Source organism: Caballeronia sp. LZ001, from assembly GCF_031450875.1.
Lineage (GTDB): Bacteria > Pseudomonadota > Gammaproteobacteria > Burkholderiales > Burkholderiaceae > Caballeronia.
On the sequence record NZ_JARTVX010000006.1, the window covers coordinates 16,032 to 42,650 of the forward strand.

Here is a 26,619-nt window from a genome sequence, read left to right on the forward strand (position 1 = left end):
ATGTCGAAGAATACTCTGGACGCGATTGAGACCAACATCGCCTTACCGGCTTTCTTGGCCGAAAAGATCCAGCGCGAAAACTATTCGCTCACTGACGCCATGCACAAGGTGCTTGCGCGGTATCCCGACGCGGAAGGCGTGCTGGGCCTATCGCTGGACAACATGGAACTGTTCGACACGCACGCCGATCCGAAGGCGACGCTGATGAACATGCCGTTCCTCGCCTTGTCCCCTACCCTGCCGGACCCTAGAGACTGGGATACGTTTGTCAACGGCGTCCTGCGTTCGCGAAAGGTGGAAGAGCTGACGGATAAGATGCCCGAAGTCGATGGCATGACCGACCGGGACATATTTCACAACAACAGCTCTTATGTGACGCTGCTTAAGGACGTGCTGCACATGAACGTCCTGGCGGCACCGCTGCTAGGTCTCTCGCTCGAACTCGCGCACTACCTCAAGGGCCTGCCGATGCGTCGCATCCAATCGGCGATCGGCGAGATCAAGTTCCCGCTCTATAGATGGCGGTTCGACGACAACATGTTCTGGACAGAATACCGCACGGGATGGCTGTCAAACGAGGCGGTCGCCCATTACCTCATGCGTACGGCTCAGCTCCCGCCGTCCACCTTGCCATTCAAGCACGCGTGGTCAGACCTCCGGCTGGACCGGGCACAACGCGATGTCTACGCGCGGGCGCTTATGACACAAGGCTGCCGCGCTGCAACTGCGACCAATCTGTTCACGCTGAACGCAACAAAAGCACGGAACACCTACCGGGAGATCCACGGCGTCAGTTCACCGTGCGGTTGCAACCCGACGTCGCTTATCTGGTACGTCGAGCACCCGACACATCGCCTGCAGGGAACGTTCTTGGCATGGCTTTATCGCGCGGCGCTGGCCAACGGCGGCAACATCCCTGAAGCGCTTATCGCCTCTATCGACGTCGCCGAGAAGATGTTCGGCAACGAGTTGGTCATTAGCCCCGACCGCGCGATCCACCTCACCCGAGCAATGGCGATCCACTCCCGGCTAACGATGACCCCGTGCCGGACCTGTAAGACGGAGTACATCCTCTCCAACGAGCAAGGAAGGATCGAACTGGCGAAAGACTTCTTCTGTCCGGGCTGCAGCTACAGTCTTAAGTCGCGCTCCGCCAAAAAGCAGGCGAAGTCAAAGAACGAGTAACGATAACCACAACGGAGGTAGTTCGATTAATGTCCGAACAGTTTAGCGTTGAAGCTGGACTCGTCGTTTTCTCACGCGACGGCCGTGTGCAGTTTGGCTGGCTGGACCTTCAAACCGGCGCGTACTACGGCGAGGCCGATGGTCTGTGCATTGCCGATGCGATCGGCGCGATCGAATTTCACTCTGACGTGACGCACTGAGCCATGCAGGACTTCGCTTACCTCTTTCCAGACAGCGTCGCCGCATGGCTTGAGGGCCGCGGCGACGCCCGATTCCAACGGTACGAAAGGCACTACCGCGCAGATCGGGCAACGGTGCAGTCGCAGGACGCGTTCGACCTTGAGCAAAGCAACGTTCGCTTCGCGCAAAGATTCGGGTCAGGCAGGCGGCAGTTCGCGGCCGTGTCGAAAAGCAAGGCATTCGGCGCGCTCGCGACCTTCCTCATTCTCCTTTGGGGCGGGTCCGCACTTCTCTCTTCCGTCGGCGCGACACAGCCCGTCGACGTTGCTGCGGTCCTCGGTGTCGTCTTCATCGGCTTGCGGATGAAGCACCTTCGAGCCCGCAGACAGCAGTGATAGCAAACGGTTGCGATCAAGCAACGGTGCGGAATTGCAACCCGTTGCTGGGGTATTACAATGCCCGCGCCGCCATTGGCCAACGGCAATTCCCTAACGAGGAAAGCGGTTTCGAGACGGACTTCCAAGACGCCTTGACTTCGAACACCGCTCAATAAGATGAAAGTAAGCAGATCGCGGGGGCGACTGCAACAACTAGATCGGAAACAACAAATGATGATTCAGAAAAACTTCAAACTCTCGATGGCCGCGATCGCTGCATCGCTGCTGGTGGCTGCTTGCGGTGGTGGTGGTGGCGGCAGCAGCAATGCGTCGTCTGCAACCGGCGCAAGCACACCCGCGCCGACAACTCCGGCGAACTTGACGACGCCCCAGTACCCGGCTGGCAGCTTCCAACTGGCCGCGTTCAACCTGCTCAACCAACAGCGCCAGCAATGCGGTTTCCCGGCCCTACAGGAAAATACTGCGCTCGATCAGGCGGCGGCAGCACACGCGCAATATGAAGCAACAAACAACGTAGTTAGCGACACGGAGATCGCGGGCAATCCCGACTTCACGGGCGCCGGCTACGTTGAGCGCGCAGCGCACTCCGGTTATACGCAGAATAGTGGGTTTGTTGGTGTGTCGGGCGGAATCTATACGAGTCAGAGCTGGTCCGAAACGGAGTACGGGCAGCAATCCATCTACAGCCTGGTTTCGGGTGTCTATCACATCGACGTTGCTGTCGCGCCGACTAATTCGATTGGTATCGGAAAGGCTGCAACGACGTATAACGGTTATCCAAACGTGTGGTACTCCATGACGCTGGCAAAATATCAGCCGGTCACGACGAATGGGCCGTTGACCTTCCCCTGTCAAGGGACAACCGGTGTTGCATACTCAGCCTCCGGAGAGATGCCGACGCCGCCCGCTACCTCCGGCAACTGGGGTACGCCGGTCGCAGTTGCTGGCAACCCCACTGACACGGTTGTCATGCAGACAGGCACGATGACCGATTCGTTGTCGCACGTGATTGCCTTGCAGGTTCTCGACGCGGCCAAAGACCCGAACAAGATACTGCCGCCGTGGATGGGTGTCGCGTACCCGGCGACGCCCCTGTCCCCGAACTCGCAATACACCGTCTCGCTCGTGGGTACGATCAACGGCGTCGCGTTCTCGCGTACCTTCAACTTCGTGACCGGAAACATCGTCGGCTAACAAGAACGTGGCATGAAATGGAAAGCCGCTAGTTGATCTAGCGGCTTTTTTACTTTGCTGCGCTTGATACTGGCGCTGAGCATTCCGAACCGTATTCTGTCACTGCGTCCCAATCGTTGCCACGAAAACGCCTCGCAATACAGCAGCGCGAGGCGTCGGATACTACTGCCTTGCATGGCGAGCCACGGTCTCTACCCTCCACCAGCGCCGTCATAAGGCTGGTTAATGGCGCGTACATACGGATTATTCGCTGCGGGCACCCAATTAGCCGTGGCGATGACGAAGCTACAAACGACCGTCCAACTATTTCCAGAATACCCGCCGACCTCCCAATAAGGCCCCGCGGACGAGTCGTAGTAATACGATGTTGCCGGGCCAGCGTACGAATTGTATGTATGCCTTCGTGACACGTTCTCGGGCGAAAGCGTTATACCGTCTTGCTGAGCGCGGGCCGCACACTGGCTTCCAGGCGGGGGCAATTGCGTGGCAGTCGGTCTGCACACCTGTCCGACCCAGGCCGAGCCGTTCCACGATGGAGCAACTTGTTGTTCGGACCCGCTCGGGCAGGCCGGAGGTGGTGGCGGTGGTGGCGGCACATTGCACGAATAGACCCATGTACTGCCGTTCCAGGAAGGTCCGCTTGCAAAGCCATACGCACAGGAAGGCTGCGGCGTCACGCACTGATACCGCACGCCGATCTTCTGCCATGAATAGCCAGCGTTACAGCCAGGGGCAATCGGCACTCCGATCGGCAAATAAACGTCGGCGGCCTCGGCCCCGTTTCCGATACTGGCGGCGCACGCGACAGCGAGCACCGCACATGCAATCCCGGTGTTTCTCATTTCTTCTCTTATTGATTGGGATAAGAACAACCAACGTCGATCTCCGCCTGAAGTCCCAACTGGTCGGGTACCAAGCTGTTAGCACCGTCCGCGAGCACGTTGTAGATTTGAAGCACCCACTGACTGCCGTTCCAGCCCATTGTGAAGCGCGCACCAGCAAGCGGAGGATTGTGATTTGCATAGTCGGTCGTCATGGTCTGCGGAGTGATCCGATACCAGGCCGTTCCGCCTGCCCCGCATGCAGGAGGATTGACACCCCATCCGTTGTAGTAGCCGCTGTGGTGGGCGTCACTGCTGTGATTAGTGACCAACGTGCTGACCCCCACCCAGTCGCCCCACTTATTGCACACGTACATGAGGTTGTTGCGGATCGTGACGCTATTCCAGCCGCAATTGCCCGCGCCTGCGTTTATGTTCGCGACGTTTATGTTGGCAACGTTCGCGCCTGCCGTATTCACCGTCAAAGCGTTGCCGTTCAAAGCTCCGCTCGAGTTGACGTCCCCAACATTGAGCGGAGCAGGACCCGTCCCTTGGTAGTTCTGGATAAACAGGGTTCCCCTTGTGCGCACCGCCGCATTCGTGTCATCACCGTAGTAGATTGCACCATTGGCAATTTGCACGCTGTTGCCTGCCTGCAGTTTTAGCGTCTTGGCGCTCACGTTGCCTGCGTTCTGGATGTCCTGATTGTTGGCGTTCATCGTGCCAGTCAACGGCAGCGCACCATCACGCCGGTAATACGGCGAATTACCATCCGCGCCGAAGCCGTTAATCGCCAATACCATCCCGGCTTTACTGCCTACCGGATTAGGCAACGTCCACCCGCCGTGAATACCAGTCACCGTCGCAGGCGCTCGGTTTGTCGAGTAGCCGAACTGCGCACCTCCGGCCGCAGCGAGAACACCGGCACCGGCGATGTCGGCAGTCTTATTCTTCATGCTCACCAGCGGCAAGCTCGGATAGATCTGCGAGGCGATATGGCAATTACCTGCAGAGGTCGAACAATTGTCGGGTACGATGGATAGAGCGATCTGGTAGGTGCCACCCCAGGATGGACCGTTCTTGAAAGCAACCTTGTTATTCGACTGCGCGCTCAGTTGCGCCAGCGTCGGCGCAGCGATTAGCGTAGACGTCGTCTGCGAAAACCCCGCTGGAATAAGCGCGGCATAGTTGTTGGTGATATAGCTGCCAAGCGCCGCATTGATCGACGCAATGTTTTGCCCTTCGATCTGCAAGAGGTTCTGGCGCTTCGCAGCGATGTCTTCCTTGATTCCCTGTACTGTCAGCAAGGCCGCGCCAACCAGGACGATCAACATCTCAAGAATGCTTCCCATGTCGGCGGCCCGCGCTTAAGTACGGGTGGTCCAGAGGCCCATCGACGCCATTGAGCCGTTCGACGCGCAGGCGGTTGCGACCGTCGCCGGGTTGAACGCGACCGTCGGTGAAAAGACGGTCGTGCCATTGACCGTTACCTGCGTATAGACGGTGATCAGAGCAGCGGCGCTCAGCGAGCACACCGTCGAGGTGACCGGATACGTCAACACCAGCGCGTCGTTCGAGGTGACAAGCGTATTAACGGCTGCCGTGACAGTCCCGTTGAACATCCCCTTCACCGAAGAATTGTCCGACGCGACGCGCGAACCCGCCGAATCGAAGGCATGGTTTTGCGCCAGGACAGTCAGCGTCTCGGAGGAAAAATCGGCATCGTTCTGCGTCGCGTTCAGGATGCCAGTGTGGAACATCTGCGCCTCGCTTTTGAACTGCGACGCATGGATCAGGTCGAGGACGTACTTCCCGCCGGCATAGACCGCCAGCGCGAGCAACGCGGCACCCGCCATCACTGCACCCGCTTCGATCATCGACAGCTCCCCGGACTGCCTGGTCGCACGCGCCGCTTTCAGCATGCGTGCGCGGCGGGCCTTGATCGCGTCCATCTCATTCGCGGCGGTTGTATTCGGGTCCATCCGGACGGCTTCTCGTTTATCGTTGGTCATTTTTATTTCCTTAGTAGCTTGTAGCGGCGGGATTTCCCGATGTGAGATTGACGGCGCCGGTCACGACATACGAGCCGATGCCAAGGGTTAGGAACAATGCCGCCGCGAAGCCCAGCAGCATGTAGTGCGTCAACCGAGCATTTCGCTTGACGGCTTCAACGACGCGATCGAGCGATTCACGCCCAAGGCTTTTGATCGCGGCCTCAAACTGGTCACGGCCCGCAGCGTCCGTAATAGTGTCGACGATCGCGAGCGAGAAAATGCCCGTGTCGAGCGCCCGCATCGGCTCGTCTGAGCGAGCCGTCAGGCGTCGGTCCATGATCTTCAAATGCCAGCGCAGCCACGGGTCGGCAGTCTTCAACAGCCGCTCCAGCGCTGCGCGCAGAGTCATGTTCGAATCAAACAGGCCTGCCAGAGAAACGATCAATAGCGCCGCGCGCAGATCGCGGCGATTGCGCCACAGCAACGGCATGCGGTCGAACTTGTCGCGTAGCGGCCCTGTCCAACGTTTCAGGGTCGAGAAGTACGCAAACACCAGACCGATCATCGCTGTGAGCGTGAGCCACCAATACTCGAAGCAGAACGTATCGACGTGGTACAGGAACCGCCCAAGATCCGGCCATTGGTCGAGGGGCCTTACGTCGAGCACCTGCGGGAATATGACGCCACCGAACAGCATGCAGTACGCGTACATGTAGACGAGCAGCAGCGCCGGATAAGCCATCTGCACCGAGGTGGTCGACGACAGGACGCGCTTGGCCTTCGCCGCCATTTCGGCCAACTCGAATCCGCGCACAACCGCGTCTTCGCGCGACGACTCGTCCGCGATGTCGAAAAGCGCGTATTCATCGCCCGGAATGAACGGTTTGATCGCCATTGCGAAGCTCTCCCCGCGCTGCATCGCCTCACGGATACGCGCGAACACGCGCCATTCGAGCTTTCCTCGCGAGCGACTGCGCTTCTCGTAGGTTTCGAGCCGATCGAAAAGCGTCTCGGTGTTACGCAGCCCTTTCGCTGCGATATCAAGACGCGTCTCGCGATAAAAGTCCTCGCGGACCTTCTGGAAGCGCCAGAGCGCGGCGACCAACTGCTGCCGAGGCGGCAGCATCTTTGCGAACGTCGTGAACATAGCGGGACAAGTTAGACCATCAGACCATCGACGCCGGGCATCACGCGGTACTGCGCGAACGACTGCATCGAGCGATTGATGAATTGTGGGTCAATCAAACCCCGAGAAGCCTTGAAAAGAGCGTGTTCATATAGCGTCTTTCCGGTCATGTCGGCGTTATCGAACCCGGTACGGCGCTCACCGCGCCAAACTTGGCGTGCGCCGGCCCAATTGCGTTGGGCAACGCGGTCCAGGAATTCGGGCGTTGGCCGATAGAGTTCTGCGGCCAGCGACGGGCGTTTAGTCCCACCGGCCACCTTCCCGTTGCGCGTGAACAGACCGTCGAGGCGGCAGTGTGCGCACCCGTCGTAGTTTCGGCATGCCATGCGCGACGTGTCGAGGCCGAACTTGGTGCGAAGCACTTTGAGGTCGGCCTTCTGCATGACGTCTTCGGCCGGTAGCTTGCAGTGCTCGCACAGCGTCGGGATCAGCTTCTGATTGCCGACCGCGTTGATGAAGCCTTCGGACGCCAGTTCGTCGATCGGCAGTTGTAGCCGCCCGCCTGCCATACGCATGACGGCCGCGATGATGTCACCGGCGTGCAGAGAAAAGCGCACCGGGTGACCGGTCAGCGCGAGTTCCGCAACCAGCCCCATCACCACTCGGTCTCGCACTTCACCGATGGTCAGATCGTCCGGGTCTTGCCGCATGAGCGTACGGATGACTTCCGCGTATTTCCGGTTTGCCTCATCGTCGGTCTCGTCCGGACGCCGGATGATGGAGTAGTCCGAGAGCCACGGCATCGGGTATTCGGACGGCTCGTTCACGGCGAACTGCTTTTTCAGTTCGCGATGCGGCAACATGTAGGACAGCGCGCGAAGCGTCGTCGTCTTTCCCGAGCCGGTCTCACCGGTAAGCGCCGTGATGCCGCCGCTGACGTAGTTGAGCGTGTCGATCAGCTCGAGCTGGCTCGTTTCAAGGCCCGTATCCTTGGGCAGGAGCACCGAGTAGTTCTTGAAGTTGCCGTCGAGCAGACGCAAGGTGACGTCATAACCGCCAACGAGCGGGGACGATTGCCAACGAAGATTGACCGTGTCCGTCTTCACAACGAGCGGAATCATCGCGGACTGCGGCGCGCTCGGCTGGAAGCTGTTGCCAGAGTTGGTGTTCTTCTGCACGAGGTCGCTGTATGCCGCGAACAGCGCACGCCGCACGATGCCCTTGGGCATGCGGTTGAACGTGTACATATCGCCGTTCACGCGGAAACGGACTTCGACTTCGTTGTGGAATTCGCGCGGCTCGAAGTGGATATCGCTCGCGCCATAACCGTGCGCGGCCTCGATGATGTCGCGGAAAATGCCGATCGCCCGGCTGGACTCGCGCGCGGCCGAGTTCGAAGATGCGGCCGTCTTCGCGGCGTATATCGAAGCAATGACAGCCTCAGTCGCGACCATTTCTTCGCGCACGAGGATGTCGTTATTCCCGAGATCCTTGATGAACGTTGCGTACTGCGCCTTATCCGCGAAACGCGCGGTTGCCACCGTGATGGCGACGCCGGGTTGCAGCTCTACCACGACGAATTCTTTGCGTGCGGCCGCAGGGATGCGCAGCGCAGCATTGTCGTCAGCTACCGTGAGAATCCGCTTGAAGTCCGGGAGCGAGTCAGGAGACACCAGTTCCGGTCGCCCCGATGAAAGCCCGCCGGCCGCTACCTGCGAATCGTCGTCCGATCCCGGTTCCGATTCGGCGACGTTCGTCCACGAATCCTTGGCGCGTTCCTTCGCCGCCTCTGGCTGACGCTGTTCAACGCGAGGATCATCTTTCGCGGCTGTCGACGCAGGCATGACGACATGTGCGGGCGGCTCCGCTTCAGCCGGCCGTCGGACTTCGGCTTGCGGCTGTCGCTCATTGTTGCGCGACCCGCTGTCGCCGCGCGCTACCGCGTCTGACGTCGCATCCGAGGTGGCTGCAACGCTATTCTCTGCAGTTCCCGACGAGATAGGTGCCGATTGAGATTGCGCGTCGACCGAAGCGGCTTGCTCGGTGACGGTTGCCTCGACTCCCGACTGAGCACGCTCGACGTTGTCCATTGCAGCGCGCATGCTGGCGTAGGTGGGACGCTCAAACGCGGGCGGCACGAACGGCTGGAACACCGGTTCGTCTCTGTCGGGACGCTCTGGAGCGTGCGATCCATGTTCCGCTCGTTGCTGCGGCGCGTACCGGTCATCGTCAAGCTCAGTGCTATCGACGTCTTCAATGTCGCCGCCCGAGAGTGCACGTCCAAGGAACATAATCTGGGGATTCACCGCGCGGCTCGCTGCCGACTGCCGTTGCTCATTTCCGCGTACTTTCTCGCGCACGGGTTTTGGCATCTTCAACTGCGGCTCGGCACTGCTGCCCGGCTCGACGAAACTCGAACGTAGCGTCCTGAAGCGCTTGAGGAACCCTCCGCGGGCTTCCGGCGTGTCCTGCTCTTCTTGTGCAAACAGACCCATTTCTTATTTCCCGAACGGTACGAAAGTGGAAGCGGTCGACGAGACTCCACCGGGCGGAAGCGGCGATGAGAGATCGGTGATCGCCCGGACGGCCGGGCCGTCCGAAATCACAGGCACATCAGCCGGTGCCGCGATGGTCTCTGTCCAGTGGCGCTTGCCATCGACGAGGTTGACGCTAAAGCCGTCGATGGACGCGACCGTCCAGCCGTTGAGCAAGCGGGTTCCGCGGCGTGCGGCATAGGTCGTGCCTTGGTAGTCGTAGAGCACGTACGAACCAGACACATCGGAGTACGCGCCAACGAACGTGGCCGGAAACATGCGCTTGGGCGGAAGACTAGGTTGTCGCTCGATCTTGGGTGCGACAGGCGCGGGCGCGGCCGCGACCGGAGCAGGCGCGGCACCAAGTGGCGAACTCAGTCCAACACCCCCGGATGCGGGCGCTGCATTGCCTTCGCCCCCCTGGCCTTTGCGCATCGAATCGACCAACTTCTCGCGGGCGAGCTTGTCGATGTCGTCCAGCGTGAGATGGCTTTCCTCGGAGAGAGCCGCGCCCGCGACGAACATGAGCGCGCCAAAGCATGTGGCGCGAACTGGCCACTTAGTTGAGAACATAATATTTACCCTTAGCAGTGAAATGCACGCCTGTACCGTCGTCCTTCATGTCGACGTCCAGGGTGTCCAGCGCCATGTTGTCCGGCAGGTGCGAGATCAACGCGCTTTGCCATTTATATCCGTCGATTTGCCACGTGCCCCGCTGCACGAGCGGCCCTTGAACTTCGCTTGCCATCGGTTGTCGCGGAATGAGCCGCTCAGCAGGCTTGATATCAACGACGTAGCCGTGGCTATCCAGCGTTTCGGGCTTGCTCGAAAGCCGCTGCGGGTCCGTCTGCAAAGCCTTAATAAGCGCCTGTTGCGTCGGCCACCCTTTCGCTTGCGCCAGTGCGACGCGCTCGGCCACCGAGACCTCGGGACCGCGCGTCGTCAGATGCAAGCCATCTGGATTGAAGACGATCGGACGCAGTGACTCGGGCGCGCGTGCGTCGAACTCCTTGAAGGTGCCGCCCTGCCGCTTGTAGGTCACGACACACGGGCCCGCGACCGTGCATGTCGCTTTCTGGAACTGCCATCCGGCGACATTCGTTTCCTGAGCACCGAAGGCTCCCAACATCTTCGGTACGAGTTGGTTCGCCAGCGGCGCGGGTGCGGCGAGCGTCCGTGTCACCGCCGACTGATAGTCCCGCATGAAGGTCGGTGGGGGCGCAGGCGGAGGCGGCGGCGGATTGAGCGCGTCGATCAATTGCTTACCACCGAAGAATGCGGCCGCCAGAATTACAAGCAGCGGAACAGCCGTCGGCACAGCGACCGGGATCTTCTTGATGACCCCGACCTTGCGCGCGACAAGCAGCTCGCGAATATGAAACGACTCATCGACCGCGTGCAGTTGTGCGCCGTGGCCAAGCGTGGCGAGTTCTAGCCCGGCCTTCGCACACCGATCCTCAATTTGCTCGCGTCGCTCAGCGAGCGCGTTTAGGGCCACCTCCTCGTCCATTGAAACAGCGCCGCGCTGCACAAGTACAAGGTGCACGCGCTCATCGTTCTGGATCAGGACAAGGACTGCGGGGCGCCGGCGTACGCGGTCAAGCTGGGCAATACGTGCAGCGGCGGAATACAGCTTGCCACCCTTGCGCTGCGCAGGCTCAAGCTCGCAGTAACCTACGATCCTCTCGTCGTTGGCCTTGAACTCGGTAAAGTGCGTCGCTCCAGACTCGTGCGCGTAGTGCCGTCGCTCTGCGCGCGAACCCTTTGCCGAATAGGCACGCCATTCCAGCCCGAATGCGAGTTTCGCGCCCTTCTCTCCTGGTATCGATTCAAAGTGCATGGGTATGCTTACCTCGCACTCACATCGAGGGGACAACAGCCGCGGTCAGCATGATTACCTGGAACGTCCTGCCTTTGTTCCAAGCGCCGGACAGACCACCGATGCCGTTGTTGTTGCTGCCGTCGTACCGATTGCTCACCGCGCCGTACAGCACGACGGTCTGACCGTCCGACAACGCGATCGTCTGATCGTCCTTGTTGCCGAGGATGTCCGGCAACTGGATCTGCTGCAGCGTGTCACCCGAACCGGTGCTGATGGTCGTGAACGGGCCGTTGAGCTTCGAGCTATCGCTCCAGTACGACAGGATGATCTGGTTGTGATCGTTGACGGACGGCAGGATGTTCACAAAGTCACCGACCGTGACCGATCCCGGCTGCAAGCCCGGAACACCGGCCGTGCCGCCCGAAATCGAACCCAGGCTCGGGGTCGTTGCGGCCAGGTAGCCCTTCGTTTCGAACGAACCAATCGACACCGGCAGGCCGTTCAACGTCAGCTTCGTCTGCGTGTTGTCTTGAACCGTCTTGCCGAACGCGTTGAGGCCGCTGACGATGGCGTTCGTGCCTTCCATCGGCGAACCAGGCTTCAGGACGGAGAGACCGACGGTGCCACCAATTGCCGTCGCCAGAGATGTAGGCGAAGCGACCGTCACCGAATAACGCTTGAGGCCGTCCGAGATGCGGTTAAACACAATGTCCGCACTCACACCGACCTGAGAGCTGTTGCTCAGATCCACTTGCAACGTGCGAACGCGAAGCGCGACCTGCCGCGTGGAAATTGCGTTCTCACGCGCGAGCAGCGCACCCATGCGATCGACCGCTTCCTTGGTATCACGTACCATCACAAGGCGGCTTTGGGGATTGACCACCACCTCGCCGAGCGGCGATTTGAGCTTCTCAAGCTCGGATTGGATGATTGCGATTTGATCGAACGTGCCGTCGCGGCCGGTAGACGTGACAGCGGAGAACGAGCCGGTATTGCCCGTTGTCCCGCCGGTCGTGCCGCCCGACGCTTGATTACCCGTCGAGGTATCCGTGCCCTTGGACATCGTCGACTTGATCGACACCTTGCCGGGGATTGCTGCGATCGTGAACGTCTTGGTGACGAAGCGGCTGATGGAAATGGTGTTGCCATCGAACGTCCAGTCGAGGCCTAGGTTTTCCGTCACGCCACGCATATACTCGCCCACCTTGCAGTTGCATGCTTGCGCGTAGACCGGCTCCACGTTCGGCTTCGCGATGGCTTGCAGCTGCGTCGGTACGGTTGGGGCGCCAGCGCCGCCGTTCGTCCTTGGAATCAGCGCGTCGCGCGGGATGAAGACGTCCGGGCTCAAATGCACCGGATAACCGGTCGCGGTTGAGACAAGCGTCGCGATCTTTGACAGCGGCAGATTGCCGGGGAACACCACCGTCTTCTCGCGGAAGATCGCCGGCAGCGTCGCTTCATACGCGACGGGCACCAGCCGATCGCCGAGGAACGCGGTCGGCACTTCTTCAACGAGCGACATGGACTCCGGGCCATTGCCCATCGCACGCGTGGCTTCAGCGTTCGTCGCGTCATAGGCATGGTTGACATCGGATTGCGACACGGCACAGCCAGTCAGCGAGGCGGCCACGAGAATGGCAACGGCAGATTTGATTTTCGTGAGGCGCATGGCGATTACTCTTGGCAGTTGGCTGCGCGTGCGACGACGCGAATTACGTTGTTGGTGTGCTTGCAGACGCGCGTGGGCGTGCGCATGTGATTCGTCGCCTGCATCACTTGCGTGAGCACCGACTTGAAGTCGCCCGAGAACGTCGCGTTGAACTCAAGCGGCAAGTCGTCGTCGATCTTCCATGCAAGTTGCCAGCCCTGCTGCTGCAGCCAGCGGTCGAGCGCGTTGCGCAGGTTGATGTCCTGCGGCGTGATCGTGAAGCTTAGGATTCCGCCGGCCGCTGTCGCACCACCTTGCGACGGCACAACAACCGGGGCAACGTCCAACGAGCCGACAGGTGACGGCGCGGCAGCACCAGGAAGCGCCGAAGGCGCCGCGCCGCCGATCGCTGGCTTGCGCGCGGCGGGAGCGGCAGGAGCCGCAGGAGCAGCGGTAAGAATTGGGGCCGCGGCAGCAACGTGCGCAGCCGGTGTCACCATGGCAATTTGGACCACCGGGGCCTTTGCGACCGGTGCGGAAAGCAATTGCCAACCGTCGCCCGGCGGAGGTGCGAGGCGGGACTGGTCAGGATCGGCTGCGACGAGACCCGATACGGTCGTCAGTGCCAAACACGCGAACAAGTGGGCCACCATGCGCGCGGTGCGTTGCGTCTGAATAGAAAAAGTAGGCGTCATGTTGGTCAGTTCGCGCGTTGCAGGCGGCGGTAAATGTTGTTGGCGTAGACGAGTTGCTTGTTCGAGGAGACTGCGTTATAGGCACCGACGGCTTTCCAAGTCGGACCAAATTGCTTAATGTTCGAAGCCAAAATCCATGTGCCTACGTAGGCGTTCACACACGCATCGAACAGGTGTTGTCGCGTGATACCGAAGCGAGCGAGCTTCGGAAGCCAGGACGAGTTGATTTGCATCAGGCCAATGTCCTCGCTGCCGTCGGTATTGCGGCTGGTCACATACGGGTGCATTCCGGACTCTTGCTGCGCAATCGCGCGCACGACTTGAACGCTCACGCGGTGATAGCTCGCCGCGTCGTCAAGGCAATCCGCGCGCGCGTTCAGGGAGACGGCTGTGAAGAGCAATGCCGAGAAAAGGAACAGTCGGCTCATGATGCGGGCCGATCAAAAAACCGAACATCGTGCTTGCGCAGCACATTCACGACGTTCCCGTCAGCGTTCACGATGAACTGATCAGCCGTGCCGTTGAACTTGTAGTAGCGACCTTTTTGCTCGCCCGAGCCCATGTGCGCCACGTCTGCGACCGTCACCTTGCCGACGGTATCGGCGAACTTGAAGAAGGTCGAGCCGTCCTGATCGAACACGCTCTGCAAAGCGGCATTGTTCGCAGTGTCGAACTCATAGACCGTTCCGGCAACGCGGGCGACTTCGACCTTGTCCGTGCCGTTGGAAACAGTGAAGCGCTCCGCGCGGTTGAACGTAACCACGTCGGTCGCGTCATCCCACTTCGGACGCAGCGATTTGCCATCCTGACCGATCACCTTCAAATCGGCCGCGGGCTTGGCCGAAAACTTGATCTGGATATGACTGTCATCACCGTCGCGGATTGCTACTGCGCCCAGCTTGGCTGCGAGGACTGACGCCGACGCTGCAGTTGCTTCCGTTTCGACTTTCTTCGCGAGATCGGCGATGGGGTCGGCCGCAGCGCATGCGCTAGACACTGGCGTCGGAGCTGCTGCGATCTGAGATACCGGCGCAACATAGTTCACCGCCACCGACTGCGGAGCCGAGCGGCGAAGTGTTACATGATGAGAGTTGAAATCGACGTCCGCGTACAGGTCCGAGGCGGCGACCAAGCGATCGAGCGATTGCATCCAGTTCTCGCCGTCGCGCGTACCGAAGCTCGTCGAAGCGGTCAGATCGATGTCCTTCTGCGCTGAACCCGTCCATCCCTGCGGCACCAGCGCTTTCACCAGTTGCGCAAGCGGCAGCGTGGCGTTCAGGGGCCGCGTACTTTCCAGGCTGCTGCGCGGTCCGATAAGCGCGAGCCGACCGGAAAATCCGCTGAATCCGGCAGGTGTCTCGGTGCGCGCCTTGTCGCCAATGAATCGATTCGCTTTCTTCCAGTATGCGGTGGCGCTCGAACCGCCGGCCGAGTAACGGATCACCTCGGGCGTGCCCGGCACAACGATGTACGGACCCTGACTGTGGCCACCGTCGACGCGCAGCACCTGGCCGGCACGCGGTTGGAAGTACGTGTCGCTGCCATCGTTGAAAACAAGTGCCGGTCGCTCCAGCACATTGCCCGCGATCTCATAGTCAAAGTCGAGCGGGTCTGTGCCAGCGGCCGCCGCATTGAGCGTGACTGCGGCAAGCGCAATAGTGAGAAGAGAGAGCGTGTGCTTCATAGACCGCGTTCTATTTGAGAGAGGTGCTTTACAAAGCGAGCGACATACTCGCGGCCCGGTGCGGGATTGGCGCTGTGGTAATACGCGACGGCCTTCACGGCAGAGTGCGTGAGCCGATAGTTCTCGTTGAGGATGTCTTCAGCGACCCGGATATTAGTCGCCGGCGCGAGCGCATCCCAAGCATTCGCGAAGCGCTTACTGTGGTATCCCCAGTTCACTTGCATCAGGCCAATGTCGAAGTTCGAACGGCCGTTGCTGATGAGGTATCGGATGGCTCGGTACGCATCCTCGCGCGTGCGGAAGTAAAAGCCGCGACCGGCGACGTTCAGCGTCCACGGCCATGCGCGACCGTTGTAGGCCGACTCGTTCAGCGCGATACCCGCGAGAATCTTGGGATCGACCGACGTGTGCATGACGTCGAATGGCGTTTGCGCGGACGCGCAGGCCCAGCCGCCTCGCCGCTCTGCGATGCTCGCTTGTGCGTCATCGGTAAGATTCGCGGGGCGCAACCACCCGGCTTTCACGAAAAGGCTTTCCAGGCTGACCGGCGACCCATAGATGCTCACGGCGAGGCCGCCAGCAGCAGCTCCGACTGTTTGGCCTTCGAAACGGTTAGCCCATGCGAGGAACGGCTTCAGCCCGCAGGTGTAGACCGGTTCGCCCGGCAGTTCGACGATTGCCCGCTTTACGCCGTCGTCGAGCACGATCCGCGTCGGGCTGATGATCGAATCGATGATTGCAGCATGGGCGCCGAACGCCATGACAGACAGGCATGCCGCCGCGAGAGCCTTACTCATGGTACGGCTCCATCACGATGTCTTGGGTGACCTGCACCAGAAACTTCTGGCCGGGCTCCACCGTGATCGTCGGCGGGATATTCTGGTTGCGCTGCATGACGGTCTGGGCCGTCGCTGCCGCCACCTGCCCTGCCGTGTCACCATAAGTAGTGACGCCGTTCGGCGTCGCGGTCGTCGCCGTCTGCGAACTGCTGTCGAAGGCCTTCAGCAGAATCGCAGTAATGAAGCCCGCGCCGAAGATTTTCAGGAAGTGGTTGTTTACGTCGCCCGAAAACCCGGCGTAGCCGTTCTGGTCCGCACCCTGCATGCCGTTGAGCGGCACGCCCTTGCCGTTGGGCAGACGCAGACTCGTCGACGCGACCAGCAGGCGCTCTTGGCCGACTTTGACGTCCGCGCTGTACATGCCATTGATGAACGCGCCCTTCGGGATCATCAAGCAGTCGCCGCGCAGGCTGTCATAGATGTCCTCGTCCACCATCAATGAAACGCGACCCGGCTTGTCCGAGTTCAGCCCCTCCACCGTCTTGACGTGGATGACGTGCGGCGGCGTCAAGGTGCAACCGGTCGACCGGCCATTGAAGGTCGTGCGTTCGATGCCGCCCTGCGAAGCCGCATCGCGCAGGAAGGCGCGATCGCGGTCTTCGGGCGCTTGGCCCTGCTTCGCCAAAGCAATTGCCATCGCATCGGGCGTGTTGGCTCCGGCAGCGTTACGGGCAGCTCGCACCTCGTCCAACGAAGGGACGCCAGCGGGCAGTACGCCGGTCGCCGAGTTCGCCGAACGCGACGCGCCTGCCTTCTTGAAGATGGAGGACGTATAGATCGCGTCTTGCGCCGCCTGCCGCGAGAGCTCGCGCGTGTCCGTGCCCGAGCCTTTGACTTCTTCCTGGAAGTCCGCGCCGGTCAGCATCGGTTTGACAGCGGGCTTCGGAGCCGCTGCTTCAGACGCTGCGCGAGCGGCAGCCTCCGACGCCGCTGCGTCGCGCTGCTGACGGATCATCTGGTCGATGTCGTTGTTGTTCGCGGCAGTGGGCGCTTCCGTACTCGACTTGAGCGCGGTCGCCTTCTTGATGCGGGCCTCTTCGTCTGCCTTGTTCGTCGCCTGTAGCTGATAATAAAAGCCGAGGCCGCCGATCACGACCGCAGCCAGAATGCCGATACTCATAATCGCATTGCGCGGCGTCTTGCCCTTGACTAGCGTTTCTTGCTCCGCAGTAGGCGTAGCCGAGTCCGGTTTCTTCGCCACGATCAGAACACCCCGAACATGCGACGGCGGCCGCGCGTTACTGTAACCTCGTCCTTGCCCGAACGCAGAACGATCTCGTCGGCCAGACGCTGAAGGACAAGGAAGTCCCCACGGCGAATGAAGTTCGCTACGACGCGATCGCCATGATCGAGAATGAACGGAACCGGCCACTCCTGCGCGTTGGCAGGCATGCGCATCCAAACCGCATGGCCGTCATCAAAAACGGTTTCCGGCGTGAATTCAGCGCGGCCGTCGACGCTGTAGTCCCAGTTCAGCTTGTCGGGCGCGACGCTGATGCTTCCCAAATCAGCACCACCACGGTCGCCGTTTCCAGACGCATTTTCGCGAGCGCTGACGCGGGCGATCGGCGCGCGCGGATATTGGAAGCGCACCGTCTGATAGAACATTCCGCCTGCCGGTGAGGCGATGAGCGTGAAGTCGTACTCCCGCAGGTTCGTGGTCAGGTGCAACGTATTGACCAAATCGGCCTTATGCGGCTTGATGAACACGTGGTTCATCTTGTCGTCGTCGATCTCCCACTGGACGCTGTCGCCCATTGCCGGGTCGGCAATCAGCTTCTCGCCCTTCTCCAGTTCGATCGTCGTCAGCTTTAGCGGTGCGGTCAGCACGCGGTAAATTTGGTCGCGGCTGTACGGGAAGACGCCGACGCGCGCGTCGCCGGGCATCGTCAAAGGATCGGCGCCGCCGTTGAACGGATTGATCGGGCTCATGGGGTCGCCCGCAACCATCGCGGCATTAAACGCCGAGTCGCTTGCGCCTTTTTTGGCCGCAGCCGGTTGAGCAAGGAATGCTGCGCACGCAGCGAGAACGCACATGCCGATGACCGACCGTTTGTTGAGAATGGTTGCGGTCATGCTTATGCGGTCCGCTCGAGGCGGAAGAACGGAATGAAGATGCCGAAGGGGTTCGTCGTCAACGCCTGCTCAGCAGTAGGCGCGACGATTTGATAGCGCAACGTGAGTGCATATGACTTCACGTCCGGCTTGCCGGTCGCGCCAGCCTGCGAGGTGGTCGTCGTGAACTCGACGAGTACCGTCGAGTCTTCGAGCAACGCGATATTGCGCACGTCCACTTCGCGGATCAGTTTCGGGTTGGCCGTGATCTGCTGGAACGGTGTGTCGGCCTTCAGCCAGTCGCGGAACTGACCGGCCGCCACGCCGATCATCTGCGCCCTCACCCCGTTGATGTTAGCCGTCATGCGCGAACTCTCGAGCCGGTCCGTCAGCACGGGCTCGATCGTGAACCAACGAACCGCCATATCTTTGACCGTTGTGCGGACAGCTTGCGAGTCTGGCTTGTAGGCGACGAGCTCGGTCACGATCGGATGGCCGCCGGTGTCGGCAGAGACGCCTACGACGCGCGTGACCGAAGCCGGCGGTTGGCGCGTCCACACAGCGCCGGCCGCGATAAATGCGAGGCCGAACGAGATGAGCATCCAGCGATTAGCTTCGAGCGTGAGCCTCGTGCTCGTTTCGAAAATCACCTTGCTCGGATCTTCGTCGGCATATGAGCCGGGGGCCGTGGACAGCGCGGCCCGACGCTTGTTCTTGAAAAGACGCATGGCAACCCTTTGGAATGGTCACCATTGAAACAGCGCGAGCGGCCTTGATTTATCGGAAAGGTGGGTAGTTTTGTGCGTCATTGCACGGCTGCCGCCGACGACCCGGTAAGGCGGTCATGCGGGGGGAATTATCATGATGAAACGCATTTGCCAGAAAGGCGTGGTTTTTCGGCGTCTTTCCGCTGCACGACGATTTCGGAATGCGAGCCTTTTTTGCGGCGACCGCGGCGTCGTGTGTGACAGCTGCGGAAAGACCCGGATTGTCACACCTGTCTGTTTTCGGTTTCTGATTCAGAATCAGTGTGTTAGCCAGTGTCGCCCCAATAAAGTGAATTATCAGTGATAAGGCGCGCCGATGGCAACGCTGGTGACTGGCTGCTAAGGGAACGGGCAGCGCTACTAGGAAGCAGAGAACTCACTATCGTCCAACTTCCGACCGTGTGATGCTGCTTGATCGAACAACCACTGACCGTCGGTCACGTCATTCCCGCTATGCGTGTATGTCTGTCGAATGGGATTCGAGCTTCTGAGCGAGGACCTTCGGTGTGCGGGTGGCCACCGCTATGCGATTGATGAACGGTGCAGGTCAGCAAAAGCTCCCAAATCTGGTTACCTTTGCGAGACATCAAGGTGCGACCTTTGTGGCAAGCCGAGGAGTGTGTGTATGTCCAGTCAGTTTTTATTGAAACACGCCACGTGTTTACAGATTTAAAGACACTTTTACACCTTTAGTAAACCTTTAGCGCCCGGAGAACCTTAATGCACAAGGGTTTCCGGGCGATATGGTCCCAGCCTATGGGGCAGGCGGTAGCTATTGATGGGTAAAACAGGTTGTGGATATGGGAAATCCGGACCCCTGTTATGGGGGAAAAGGTCTCTGGATATGGGAAGAACGTAGCTCTTTATAGGATCGCGATCGGCTCCGGCGAACGGTAGTCGCGTATGGGAACATCGATGGGTAACGGTCTATGGGTTGAGCATTAGTCTCCGTTCGAGACTTAAGGTAGCCATCTCTGGGAAGGTCCATTGGTAGCCGTTTATGAGAGCCACTCGCCGGTTCCAACGAAATATCAAGCGGCGCAACCGCACCGTTCCCGACGTCGTGACGATTTGCGTTCATATGGTTACCGTCTGTGGGATCTCGAAGAGGTAGCCGGGCATGGTGCGACAATATGTGCGCCTTTGTCCGAACCGAAGGGAGGGTGGCAACCCATGGGAGAGTCGAAAGGTAGTGCACTATGGGGCGGGTTTGCTCGCACATTCCAAATTCCCTCGGTCTCAGCGCCATGGGAGCCCTTTTGTGGGGATTTCCCATAAATGCCTACCTTAGAGGCCGTGATCACGCGGCTCTCGGGCACTTAGGTAGCTAGATATGGTGCTAGGCAACGCTGGGCGCTGATTCGGTATCGAAGGCCTTGCGCTCACAGGACCTGAGGTATAAAGTCGGAGCGGTACTTGGTTACCTATCCCATTATGGCGCGCTCCAAATCGGTCGAAGGAAAAGAGAATCAGGCTTCTCTCTTCAATGCGGTTCAACCCCCTGACCTGCTGAGAAAAGCCGTTCAGGCAATTCACATCGCTCCCCGGTCCGGAAAGATCGGCTTGCAGCAACGAAAAATGTTTAGTTCCCTTATTAAGAACGCGATCAAACAGGAATCTGTCGAGCCAGGTCGATCCAGCTTCACAATCACCATCAGCGCTTTGTCACAGGACAGCGGCCTAAACAGCAATAACACGCAGTATGTTAAGGACACCGTAAATTCGCTTATCAGTACGGTTGTGAACTGGGATTATCTTTCGGCCGACAGCAGCACGGTCTGGCGCGCTTCTGGCCTGCTTGCTGGCGCTGAACTAAAGCAGGCGACCCTGAAATACAGCTTTTCTGAACAGATTCGTGGCGAGTTGCTCAATCCCGAGGTTTTCGCGTTGATCGACATGCGTATCGCGCGAGAGTTTCGACGTTCCCATTCGCTTGCGTTGTGGGAGAACACCGTAAGGTACGAAGGTGTAGGCTTAACCGCGAAAATTCCGCTTAGCAAGTTTAGGGACTTGATCCTCGGGCAAGACAAGGGCGCGCAGACGTACCAGGAGTACAAGCTCTTCAAAAGCAAGGTGCTCTTGCCCTGCATTCGCGAGGTCAATGAACTTTCTGACCATATGCTTGAACTCATCGAACACAAGGCTGGGAGAAAAGTCGAGGCAGTGCAGTTTCGGGTGACCCGGAAGCAAAGCGTTACCCTTGATCTTGATGGTAACGGTCGGGACGATGGGCTGATAGAAGAAATGACCAAGCTGGGCGTCCCGCGTTCAGAGGCAAAAAGGCTGCTCTCCCAATACGGTGATCAGCGCGTTCGTTCGGCTATTTCGTACACGAACGGCCGGGTAAATAAACGAGGCGCACCACCGGTCGATAACATTCCCGCCTATTTTCGGAAGGCGTTGCTAAACGAGTACGGGCCAATCGCAGAGTCCGTTGAAGACATAGCGCGAAGACCGGCCAGCGGGAGGGCCGAGCAAGAGGCACAATTGCGTTCCCGCTATGACGCCTGGAAGATTGGAGAAGCGAAAGGATATTTCCAAGAGTTAGACTTCAACGACCAGTCGAAGTTGATCGAACGCTACAACGAGTCGGTCGACGCAAATAACTTAAAGCTGAACCCATCCAAAAAGCCCACGAAGCTCGCGGAAACAGGCTTTTTCAAATGGCTTTCGCACGATACGTGGGGTGAACCTACGGCCGACGATTTACTTGAGTACGTCTTGTCACAGGCTAAGTAGGACACGTGTAGTCCTCAAATGGCTTTGTGTCCGTCTTCGGCGAGCAGTTCCTTGAGCGCTTCTATATAGGTCTCTGCTCTCTCACGATCGTTGAGGGCAAGACTTACCTGAATGTTCCCGTTGCCCCACTCTTTGATTGCTCCAATCGAAGAGCCGTCGGCGTCAGAAACCTTATATTGCCGCGAGAATGTTCGTCTCGGTGCGCGTTCTTGAGATAGCCCCTCCCGGATCGCCTTTACCTTCTGAAATGACAAGCCCTCGTCAACGATCTTCTGCACAAGATCGCGTGTCTTGCTCTCCCCTGCCAACTTGAAGTACAGGGTGAGTTCGTACGAGATGTTGATACCCAGTTGCTGAGGATAGAGCGAAATGAACTCGTGAATCGACGAGGGGAGTTCGAGAACCGCCAGCGTTTTGCTGACCTTGGACTTGCCCTCCTCAACGAGCAGAGCTAGGTCGTCATTGGTCTTGGCGTAACCTTCGTCCAAAAGCTTTCTGTAACCCATTGCAACGTCGAGTACAGTTTCCTGTTCTCGCTCGTTGTTCGCTGCCCGAGCGAGCCGATAGAAGTCTATAGCTTCGAGACCCTCGAGCAACTTCAAGTCCAAGGTGTGCACGCGGTTACGAAGTGCGCCCTGCTTGCGGTAATGCCCATCGATCAGTATCGCGCGCTCCAGATCGGTGGGATGGCGTGCTGCCAGCGCCGGAACTAATTGCCCATCCTTTGCCATCGACGCCGCGCGAGCAGAGATTAGCTCTTCGCGATACACAGTCCGGCTGTTCAGAGGATTGTCGTCGATTTTATCGATTGGCCACGCGGCATATGTTGCCTTGACCTTGCCGGCCTTTTCCAAAGTTTCAATATAGGAGTTCGCCGGGGCAGACTTTTCAGAAAGCGGCTGACCAGCAGGCGTGTTGTCCAGCAACGTCGTCCTACCACCAAGCGCGGCCTCAACACGGTCGAACCGCGAGGACACGACTCCGTCTCTTAGCTTTTGGTCCCTTGTCACGCCGGCGTTCAGCGCAGCGGAGAAATTCTTTTTTGTCATGGATTACTCCCCTACGATTTCAAGGACTTCATCAACGAAAGCGTTAATTTCCTTATGAGCGGCCTTCGCTCCGCGTATCTGCAAAACCGTAGTCCCAGAGACCTCGGCCTCCTTATATGCTGTTCGAAAACCCAGTCGTGTTCTTAACATGCTGATTTCTTCGTCTTGTGCGGCTGCTTCGAAAATCTGCTGAACAATCGTTACTTTTTGATCCATGTTGGCAACGGACCACAACTTGAGCTCGGGGTTTGACACTTGCGCGGTCAGGCCCAGCTTCTTGGCTTCTTGAACCGCCCACAGATTTCCGCCAGATGCTCCGACTGGGATTAGACCGAGATCCGAGATTAGAAGTGCAACGGAAGGTGCACTGGACCGAATGGCTGGCGGGCAATCAATGACTATGTATTGGAAGTCCTCGACGAATTTCGCAATCTCGCGATCAGGGCGTGGACTGAGCGAAAGGTTGGTCAGCGCGGCTGGGAACGGTCGGTCATCCGATGCGGCACCGACGGACAGCGTTGCGGTGCCTTGTTCATCCAGATCAACTAGAAGCGTCTTGTAACCGCGCAATCCCAAAACGCCAGCCAAGTTGCAGGATGTGGTTGTCTTACCAGAACCGCCCTTTTGATTGAAGACGGTGATTATTTTTGCGGCCATCGAATCGATTCCTTGCAGGAGAAGTCCCGCGCGAGCCCGGTTTCTACGTAGAAACCGGGATCCGGCAATGATATGGATACCAACAAAAAGTTTCAATAGAAATATTGTTCCCCCTGCAAAAGCACAAAGGCACGTAGACGAGTTAAACGGGCGGACTCACTGCGCGAGGCTCGACCTTATGGAGTAGTGAGAATAGCCCGTTCAAGGAGGGTGCGTGAAGGCTGGCCGCCAAGGGCTCGAGAAATTTCTCTTGCACTGATGGCCTGACTACTTTCAATGTATTCGTGGAGATTGCAAGTCTGCACTCGGAGTCCAAGCGCGGTCGGCGGCAGCCTCTCCGTTTAGAAGGGCCAGATAAAAGATTGTCGCTAGTCACTTCTGTGACTAGTCACAACGATACCCTTCACCATGGGGTCGTTGAGAGTTTCTGCGTAGAAACTGGCGTGTTCACCTGACGCGAAGGCACGCCTCAGCCTTCAAGGGGTGGGCCGACCAGTTAAGTGTCGGCCCCACGCCATGACTGATGATCGTTGAGCACCGATGGCATCGCGCGTCACAATGAGATGCCAACTTTCTTCTGTTTTCTTTCGATTAATGCTTGCCGGAATCGTCATGCAACGTGGTAATTGCACGGCCCCCGGTTTCTACGTAGAAACTGCGTTAGGTCGCGGCGGCTGAGGCGTCGTTGGGGTGTTGGCAACAAATGTCCGCCGCGTCGCAGTCAATAATTCGTTCGAGCTGTCCGAGGTCCGGTGGCGCGCTGACGGTTCTCAGCCGGGGAATGGCCGGGGAAGGTAGCGTCGGGGTTAGCCGACATCATCAATGCGCTCACGAAGGCTGCGGCGCTCGCGCTGGTGGCCCCGCAGCCTGCGTCGCCGACCAAGGCACGTAGCATTTGCCTACCTTCAGCAATCGTCTTCGCAAGTTGAAAATGTAATCTTATTCAAGCATGTTGTGAAGACACGAAGCGTCCCCCAAGAGTCCTGGTGGGGCGATCCTCGCCAGCAATAGCTCCTGCTCGCCGCAAGAACCCGTCACCTTTCTGTTCGGCGAGGTGGAAACTACATGCTAAAGAGCGTCGCGCACGGTGCCGACAACCAGTCGAAACGGAGAACGGATTTGGAAACCTATGTCGGAAAGCCGTTGAGCCGAAATCCGCTCGCCCTTGCTACCGTGTATAAAGACGGCCTGGGACGCCTGTGGCGAAACCAAACGGAGGCTGCAGAGTCCCTGGCAGGGTTTGGGGTTAAACGGGAAGACGTTAATAGAGCACTGCGCGTCGCGGGGATGCCTGCAATCGTACTCCTCCTCTTTACTGAAACCGGGTTGATCGGCAGGGCCGCGCGAGAGCTTATTCGGATCGAACGCGGCATCGGGCGCGAGGCCCTAGAACAACGAGCAAGAGGGATTGGGAAAGAGGGAAAGTCCTGGTCCGAGATCATTAACGCGCTGGAGGATAAGCCGCCGCAGCCACCAGCGCGCGGACGCACGCCGCAAGTCGATCTTCCATTTGTACGGGCGAGACAGTTCGTCGAGGGCGTAACGGCCAACAAATGGCAAACGAAGGCTGATGCGGCGAAGCAGCAAGGCTGGGGAAAGCAACGGTTATCGAATGCGACGGCCCTCTCAAAGCTTCCAGCAGTGATCACAGGGTTGTTTGATGAGAAGCGTTTTTCTCATGGCAACGCAGAGACGCTACTCGCACTTGTCAGAATGCTAGGCGTCTCGAAGGTTGCTCGCAACGCCAAGCTCCTCTCGGAGCAGCCCGCACGCCGGTCGTCGGCTGCAATCTTGAGCTATCTCGCCGGTGGCCCTGCTGACACCGACTGCAAGGTAGAGGTGCGCGTCGTCGGTGACGCTGTTACTTTTTCCTTTAGCTTCAAAGCGCATTCAACGCGGCGAGATCTCATAGATGTCGACCATTTGCGAGCATTAGCGGCAGCACTGGTCAATTCGATTGAAATCATGCAATGACGCGCCCGGTTTCCACCTGGAAACCGTCTTTACTCCTGCGCAATTTTGCGTCTTACGGGTTCGCAACGCCAAGTTTTCGTCCGTACAGATTTGCCGCGCCCCGCGGAGATAAACTTTGCGGTGAATAGCGAGCAAACGCGGCGGCAACGCCTCAACGGCCGACCCGGTTTCCACATGGAAACTGCCATCGCCGATAGGACGCTTGCGCTTCGATTCGCTGCCCTGAGAACGCAGCAGCGCTTGGCATCCGTTTTTGCTCAGAAGAAATTGCCATAGCTCTCCTTTTCGCCGCAAATCTCTTGTGCGCTCATACTAAGGCCAAGCATGTGCCGATGACATACGAGCGGGGCGAGGAACCAGCCTCCCTAGAGGCCTGTGGAGAAGTAGATATACTGAACTGGTCTCACCGCTGGCAAGAGCGGCAACGGCGCCGCCGGCTGGGTGACCATGAAGCAAAATGCGGTTACGATACTGTATATATGTACAGTGATCGTCCGTAACCATGCCTCTTCCGACCTTCCTGCCTGTCAGCTACCACGAACTCAGGCTCCTGTGGAGTCGCTACCGAGGGCGCGACGCTGATGTCCAACGCCTCGTACTGGAGGTACAGCGATTTCGCGGCGTTGTCGACGACGCATATCAGCTTCAACAGGTAATTGAGAAGTGCTGGCGAGAGGAGGGGCACGGCCAACTGGTTGCGCTTGAAAAGCTGCGCCTTCTACTTAACAACGAAAGGGCCCGCTAGCGCGAGGCGAGAGCGGCAACCCCAGCCCGACGTTCGCCGGTGGACCTCTCACAGAGAGCGGACGATAAGAGGGCTTTGACTAGGGTTATCCCGTACGGAGCAACAATTTGTTGTTCGCTCGCTCATTAATCTTACGCAGACGCTTACCTATACTGAGGTCACTGAAACGCAAACAGGGCTGTTTGCGACAAAGATCTGGAGGTAAGCATCATGAAACTCGCAACTCTCATCGTCGCTGCTGCGCTCGCTGTTCCGGCAGTCTCGTCCTTTGCGCAAAGCCAGCCGGTCACCCGCGCGCAAGTGAAGGCGGAACTGGTGCAGCTCCAACGTGCTGGTTACAACCCGAGCACGGAGCGGACGACCTACCCGGCAGAGATCCAAGCTGCCGAAGCCAAGGTCGCCGCACAAAACGGCCAGAATAGCTACGGTGGCGTTGGCGACACTGTCTCGGCATCGGGCGGCCCCGCTCACACCGGCAATAGCATCGCGCCTGTCTATTTCGGTCACTGATCG

At 59.0% G+C, this 26,619-nt stretch carries 23 protein-coding genes; 7 read left to right on the forward strand and 16 right to left on the reverse strand.

Annotated elements, in window-relative coordinates; all coding sequences use genetic code 11:
- From P9292_RS40690 to P9292_RS40705, 4 genes are all read left to right on the forward strand, one after another.
- Positions 1-1,185 (forward strand): FlhC family transcriptional regulator, encoded by a 1,185-nt coding sequence (locus tag P9292_RS40690; RefSeq protein WP_309965490.1) that lies wholly within the window; start codon positions 1-3, stop codon positions 1,183-1,185.
- 29 nt (positions 1,186-1,214) lie between these two features.
- The gene (locus P9292_RS40695; RefSeq protein WP_244818499.1) at positions 1,215-1,385 is read left to right on the forward strand and encodes a hypothetical protein; all 171 of its coding nucleotides are present in this window, start codon (positions 1,215-1,217) and stop codon (positions 1,383-1,385) included.
- Between the two features lie 3 nt (positions 1,386-1,388).
- On the forward strand, positions 1,389-1,760 hold the full coding sequence (locus tag P9292_RS40700; protein ID WP_309965494.1) for a hypothetical protein: 372 nt from the start codon (positions 1,389-1,391) through the stop codon (positions 1,758-1,760).
- A 213-nt stretch (positions 1,761-1,973) separates the two neighbouring features.
- Positions 1,974-2,957 carry a CAP domain-containing protein gene (locus P9292_RS40705; protein WP_309965497.1) on the forward strand — a complete coding sequence of 328 codons (984 nt, stop codon included), beginning with the start codon at positions 1,974-1,976 and terminating at the stop codon, positions 2,955-2,957.
- Between the two features lie 850 nt (positions 2,958-3,807).
- Here P9292_RS40705 and P9292_RS40710 read toward each other — a convergent pair.
- Genes P9292_RS40710 through P9292_RS40775 form a run of 14 tightly spaced genes read right to left on the reverse strand, consistent with a single transcriptional unit; the run spans position 3,808 to position 18,903 of the window.
- Positions 3,808-5,130, reverse strand: coding sequence for a hypothetical protein (locus tag P9292_RS40710; protein WP_309965501.1), 1,323 nt, complete (start codon positions 5,128-5,130; stop codon positions 3,808-3,810).
- Between the two features lie 15 nt (positions 5,131-5,145).
- A complete protein-coding gene (locus P9292_RS40715) occupies positions 5,146-5,790 on the reverse strand; it encodes a hypothetical protein (RefSeq protein WP_309965505.1) in 645 nt (214 codons plus the stop codon).
- A gap of 10 nt (positions 5,791-5,800) precedes the next feature.
- Positions 5,801-6,919 (reverse strand): type II secretion system protein, encoded by a 1,119-nt coding sequence (locus P9292_RS40720; RefSeq protein WP_309965508.1) that lies wholly within the window; start codon positions 6,917-6,919, stop codon positions 5,801-5,803.
- 11 nt (positions 6,920-6,930) lie between these two features.
- Positions 6,931-9,393 carry an ATPase, T2SS/T4P/T4SS family gene (locus tag P9292_RS40725; RefSeq protein WP_309965511.1) on the reverse strand — a complete coding sequence of 821 codons (2,463 nt, stop codon included), beginning with the start codon at positions 9,391-9,393 and terminating at the stop codon, positions 6,931-6,933.
- A gap of 3 nt (positions 9,394-9,396) precedes the next feature.
- Positions 9,397-9,957 carry a hypothetical protein gene (locus P9292_RS40730; RefSeq protein WP_309965515.1) on the reverse strand — a complete coding sequence of 187 codons (561 nt, stop codon included), beginning with the start codon at positions 9,955-9,957 and terminating at the stop codon, positions 9,397-9,399.
- A 34-nt stretch (positions 9,958-9,991) separates the two neighbouring features.
- Positions 9,992-11,272: a hypothetical protein gene (locus P9292_RS40735; RefSeq protein WP_309965518.1), complete on the reverse strand. Its 1,281-nt coding sequence runs from the start codon at positions 11,270-11,272 to the stop codon at positions 9,992-9,994.
- A gap of 19 nt (positions 11,273-11,291) precedes the next feature.
- Positions 11,292-12,923, reverse strand: a complete 1,632-nt coding sequence (locus tag P9292_RS40740) for a type II secretory pathway protein (protein ID WP_309965521.1) — start codon at positions 12,921-12,923, stop codon at positions 11,292-11,294.
- A 5-nt stretch (positions 12,924-12,928) separates the two neighbouring features.
- The gene (locus P9292_RS40745; RefSeq protein WP_309965524.1) at positions 12,929-13,597 is read right to left on the reverse strand and encodes a toxin co-regulated pilus biosynthesis Q family protein; all 669 of its coding nucleotides are present in this window, start codon (positions 13,595-13,597) and stop codon (positions 12,929-12,931) included.
- Between the two features lie 5 nt (positions 13,598-13,602).
- Positions 13,603-14,025, reverse strand: coding sequence for a lytic transglycosylase domain-containing protein (locus tag P9292_RS40750; RefSeq protein WP_309965527.1), 423 nt, complete (start codon positions 14,023-14,025; stop codon positions 13,603-13,605).
- The gene (locus P9292_RS40755) at positions 14,022-15,281 is read right to left on the reverse strand and encodes a TrbG/VirB9 family P-type conjugative transfer protein (protein WP_309965530.1); all 1,260 of its coding nucleotides are present in this window, start codon (positions 15,279-15,281) and stop codon (positions 14,022-14,024) included. The genes P9292_RS40750 and P9292_RS40755 overlap by 4 nt, the downstream gene beginning before the upstream one ends.
- Positions 15,278-16,078 (reverse strand): transglycosylase SLT domain-containing protein, encoded by an 801-nt coding sequence (locus P9292_RS40760; protein ID WP_309965532.1) that lies wholly within the window; start codon positions 16,076-16,078, stop codon positions 15,278-15,280. The genes P9292_RS40755 and P9292_RS40760 overlap by 4 nt, the downstream gene beginning before the upstream one ends.
- On the reverse strand, positions 16,071-17,321 hold the full coding sequence (locus P9292_RS40765) for a TrbI/VirB10 family protein (RefSeq protein ID WP_309965535.1): 1,251 nt from the start codon (positions 17,319-17,321) through the stop codon (positions 16,071-16,073). Before P9292_RS40765 ends, P9292_RS40760 begins: the two co-directional genes overlap by 8 nt.
- A 2-nt stretch (positions 17,322-17,323) precedes the next feature.
- Positions 17,324-18,196 (reverse strand): TrbG/VirB9 family P-type conjugative transfer protein, encoded by an 873-nt coding sequence (locus P9292_RS40770; RefSeq protein ID WP_309965538.1) that lies wholly within the window; start codon positions 18,194-18,196, stop codon positions 17,324-17,326.
- 2 nt (positions 18,197-18,198) lie between these two features.
- The gene (locus P9292_RS40775; RefSeq protein WP_309965541.1) at positions 18,199-18,903 is read right to left on the reverse strand and encodes a type IV secretion system protein; all 705 of its coding nucleotides are present in this window, start codon (positions 18,901-18,903) and stop codon (positions 18,199-18,201) included.
- A 1,473-nt stretch (positions 18,904-20,376) separates the two neighbouring features.
- On the opposite strand from P9292_RS40775, the gene P9292_RS40780 reads away from it, so the two are divergent.
- Positions 20,377-21,681, forward strand: coding sequence for a RepB family plasmid replication initiator protein (locus P9292_RS40780; protein WP_309966465.1), 1,305 nt, complete (start codon positions 20,377-20,379; stop codon positions 21,679-21,681).
- Positions 21,682-21,695: 14 nt separating this feature from the next.
- Here the strand turns inward: P9292_RS40780 and P9292_RS40785 are convergent, their stop codons facing one another.
- Together P9292_RS40785 and P9292_RS40790 are read right to left on the reverse strand one after the other, a co-directional pair.
- Positions 21,696-22,730: a ParB/RepB/Spo0J family partition protein gene (locus P9292_RS40785; protein WP_309965545.1), complete on the reverse strand. Its 1,035-nt coding sequence runs from the start codon at positions 22,728-22,730 to the stop codon at positions 21,696-21,698.
- Positions 22,731-22,733: 3 nt separating this feature from the next.
- Entirely contained in the window at positions 22,734-23,387 is a 654-nt protein-coding gene (locus tag P9292_RS40790; protein ID WP_309965548.1) for an AAA family ATPase, read from the reverse strand.
- A 1,065-nt stretch (positions 23,388-24,452) separates the two neighbouring features.
- On the opposite strand from P9292_RS40790, the gene P9292_RS40795 reads away from it, so the two are divergent.
- The gene (locus P9292_RS40795; protein WP_309965550.1) at positions 24,453-25,361 is read left to right on the forward strand and encodes a hypothetical protein; all 909 of its coding nucleotides are present in this window, start codon (positions 24,453-24,455) and stop codon (positions 25,359-25,361) included.
- A 955-nt stretch (positions 25,362-26,316) separates the two neighbouring features.
- Positions 26,317-26,616 (forward strand): DUF4148 domain-containing protein, encoded by a 300-nt coding sequence (locus P9292_RS40800; RefSeq protein ID WP_309965552.1) that lies wholly within the window; start codon positions 26,317-26,319, stop codon positions 26,614-26,616.
- The last annotated feature ends 3 nt before the right edge of the window (positions 26,617-26,619 follow it).

Excerpts from the sequence above, each read along its gene's own strand:
- P9292_RS40690 (WP_309965490.1), top strand. The coding sequence starts at position 1 with ATGTCGAAGAATACTCTGGACGCGATTGAGACCAACATCGCCTTACCG.
- P9292_RS40695 (WP_244818499.1), top strand. The coding sequence starts at position 1,215 with ATGTCCGAACAGTTTAGCGTTGAAGCTGGACTCGTCGTTTTCTCACGC.
- P9292_RS40700 (WP_309965494.1), top strand. The coding sequence starts at position 1,389 with ATGCAGGACTTCGCTTACCTCTTTCCAGACAGCGTCGCCGCATGGCTT.
- P9292_RS40705 (WP_309965497.1), top strand. The coding sequence starts at position 1,974 with ATGATGATTCAGAAAAACTTCAAACTCTCGATGGCCGCGATCGCTGCA.
- P9292_RS40710 (WP_309965501.1), bottom strand. The coding sequence starts at position 5,130 with ATGGGAAGCATTCTTGAGATGTTGATCGTCCTGGTTGGCGCGGCCTTG.
- P9292_RS40715 (WP_309965505.1), bottom strand. The coding sequence starts at position 5,790 with ATGACCAACGATAAACGAGAAGCCGTCCGGATGGACCCGAATACAACC.
- P9292_RS40720 (WP_309965508.1), bottom strand. The coding sequence starts at position 6,919 with ATGTTCACGACGTTCGCAAAGATGCTGCCGCCTCGGCAGCAGTTGGTC.
- P9292_RS40725 (WP_309965511.1), bottom strand. The coding sequence starts at position 9,393 with ATGGGTCTGTTTGCACAAGAAGAGCAGGACACGCCGGAAGCCCGCGGA.
- P9292_RS40730 (WP_309965515.1), bottom strand. The coding sequence starts at position 9,957 with ATGTTCGTCGCGGGCGCGGCTCTCTCCGAGGAAAGCCATCTCACGCTG.
- P9292_RS40735 (WP_309965518.1), bottom strand. The coding sequence starts at position 11,272 with ATGCACTTTGAATCGATACCAGGAGAGAAGGGCGCGAAACTCGCATTC.
- P9292_RS40740 (WP_309965521.1), bottom strand. The coding sequence starts at position 12,923 with ATGCGCCTCACGAAAATCAAATCTGCCGTTGCCATTCTCGTGGCCGCC.
- P9292_RS40745 (WP_309965524.1), bottom strand. The coding sequence starts at position 13,597 with ATGACGCCTACTTTTTCTATTCAGACGCAACGCACCGCGCGCATGGTG.
- P9292_RS40750 (WP_309965527.1), bottom strand. The coding sequence starts at position 14,025 with ATGAGCCGACTGTTCCTTTTCTCGGCATTGCTCTTCACAGCCGTCTCC.
- P9292_RS40755 (WP_309965530.1), bottom strand. The coding sequence starts at position 15,281 with ATGAAGCACACGCTCTCTCTTCTCACTATTGCGCTTGCCGCAGTCACG.
- P9292_RS40760 (WP_309965532.1), bottom strand. The coding sequence starts at position 16,078 with ATGAGTAAGGCTCTCGCGGCGGCATGCCTGTCTGTCATGGCGTTCGGC.
- P9292_RS40770 (WP_309965538.1), bottom strand. The coding sequence starts at position 18,196 with ATGACCGCAACCATTCTCAACAAACGGTCGGTCATCGGCATGTGCGTT.
- P9292_RS40775 (WP_309965541.1), bottom strand. The coding sequence starts at position 18,903 with ATGCGTCTTTTCAAGAACAAGCGTCGGGCCGCGCTGTCCACGGCCCCC.
- P9292_RS40780 (WP_309966465.1), top strand. The coding sequence starts at position 20,377 with ATGGCGCGCTCCAAATCGGTCGAAGGAAAAGAGAATCAGGCTTCTCTC.
- P9292_RS40785 (WP_309965545.1), bottom strand. The coding sequence starts at position 22,730 with ATGACAAAAAAGAATTTCTCCGCTGCGCTGAACGCCGGCGTGACAAGG.
- P9292_RS40790 (WP_309965548.1), bottom strand. The coding sequence starts at position 23,387 with ATGGCCGCAAAAATAATCACCGTCTTCAATCAAAAGGGCGGTTCTGGT.
- P9292_RS40795 (WP_309965550.1), top strand. The coding sequence starts at position 24,453 with ATGCTAAAGAGCGTCGCGCACGGTGCCGACAACCAGTCGAAACGGAGA.
- P9292_RS40800 (WP_309965552.1), top strand. The coding sequence starts at position 26,317 with ATGAAACTCGCAACTCTCATCGTCGCTGCTGCGCTCGCTGTTCCGGCA.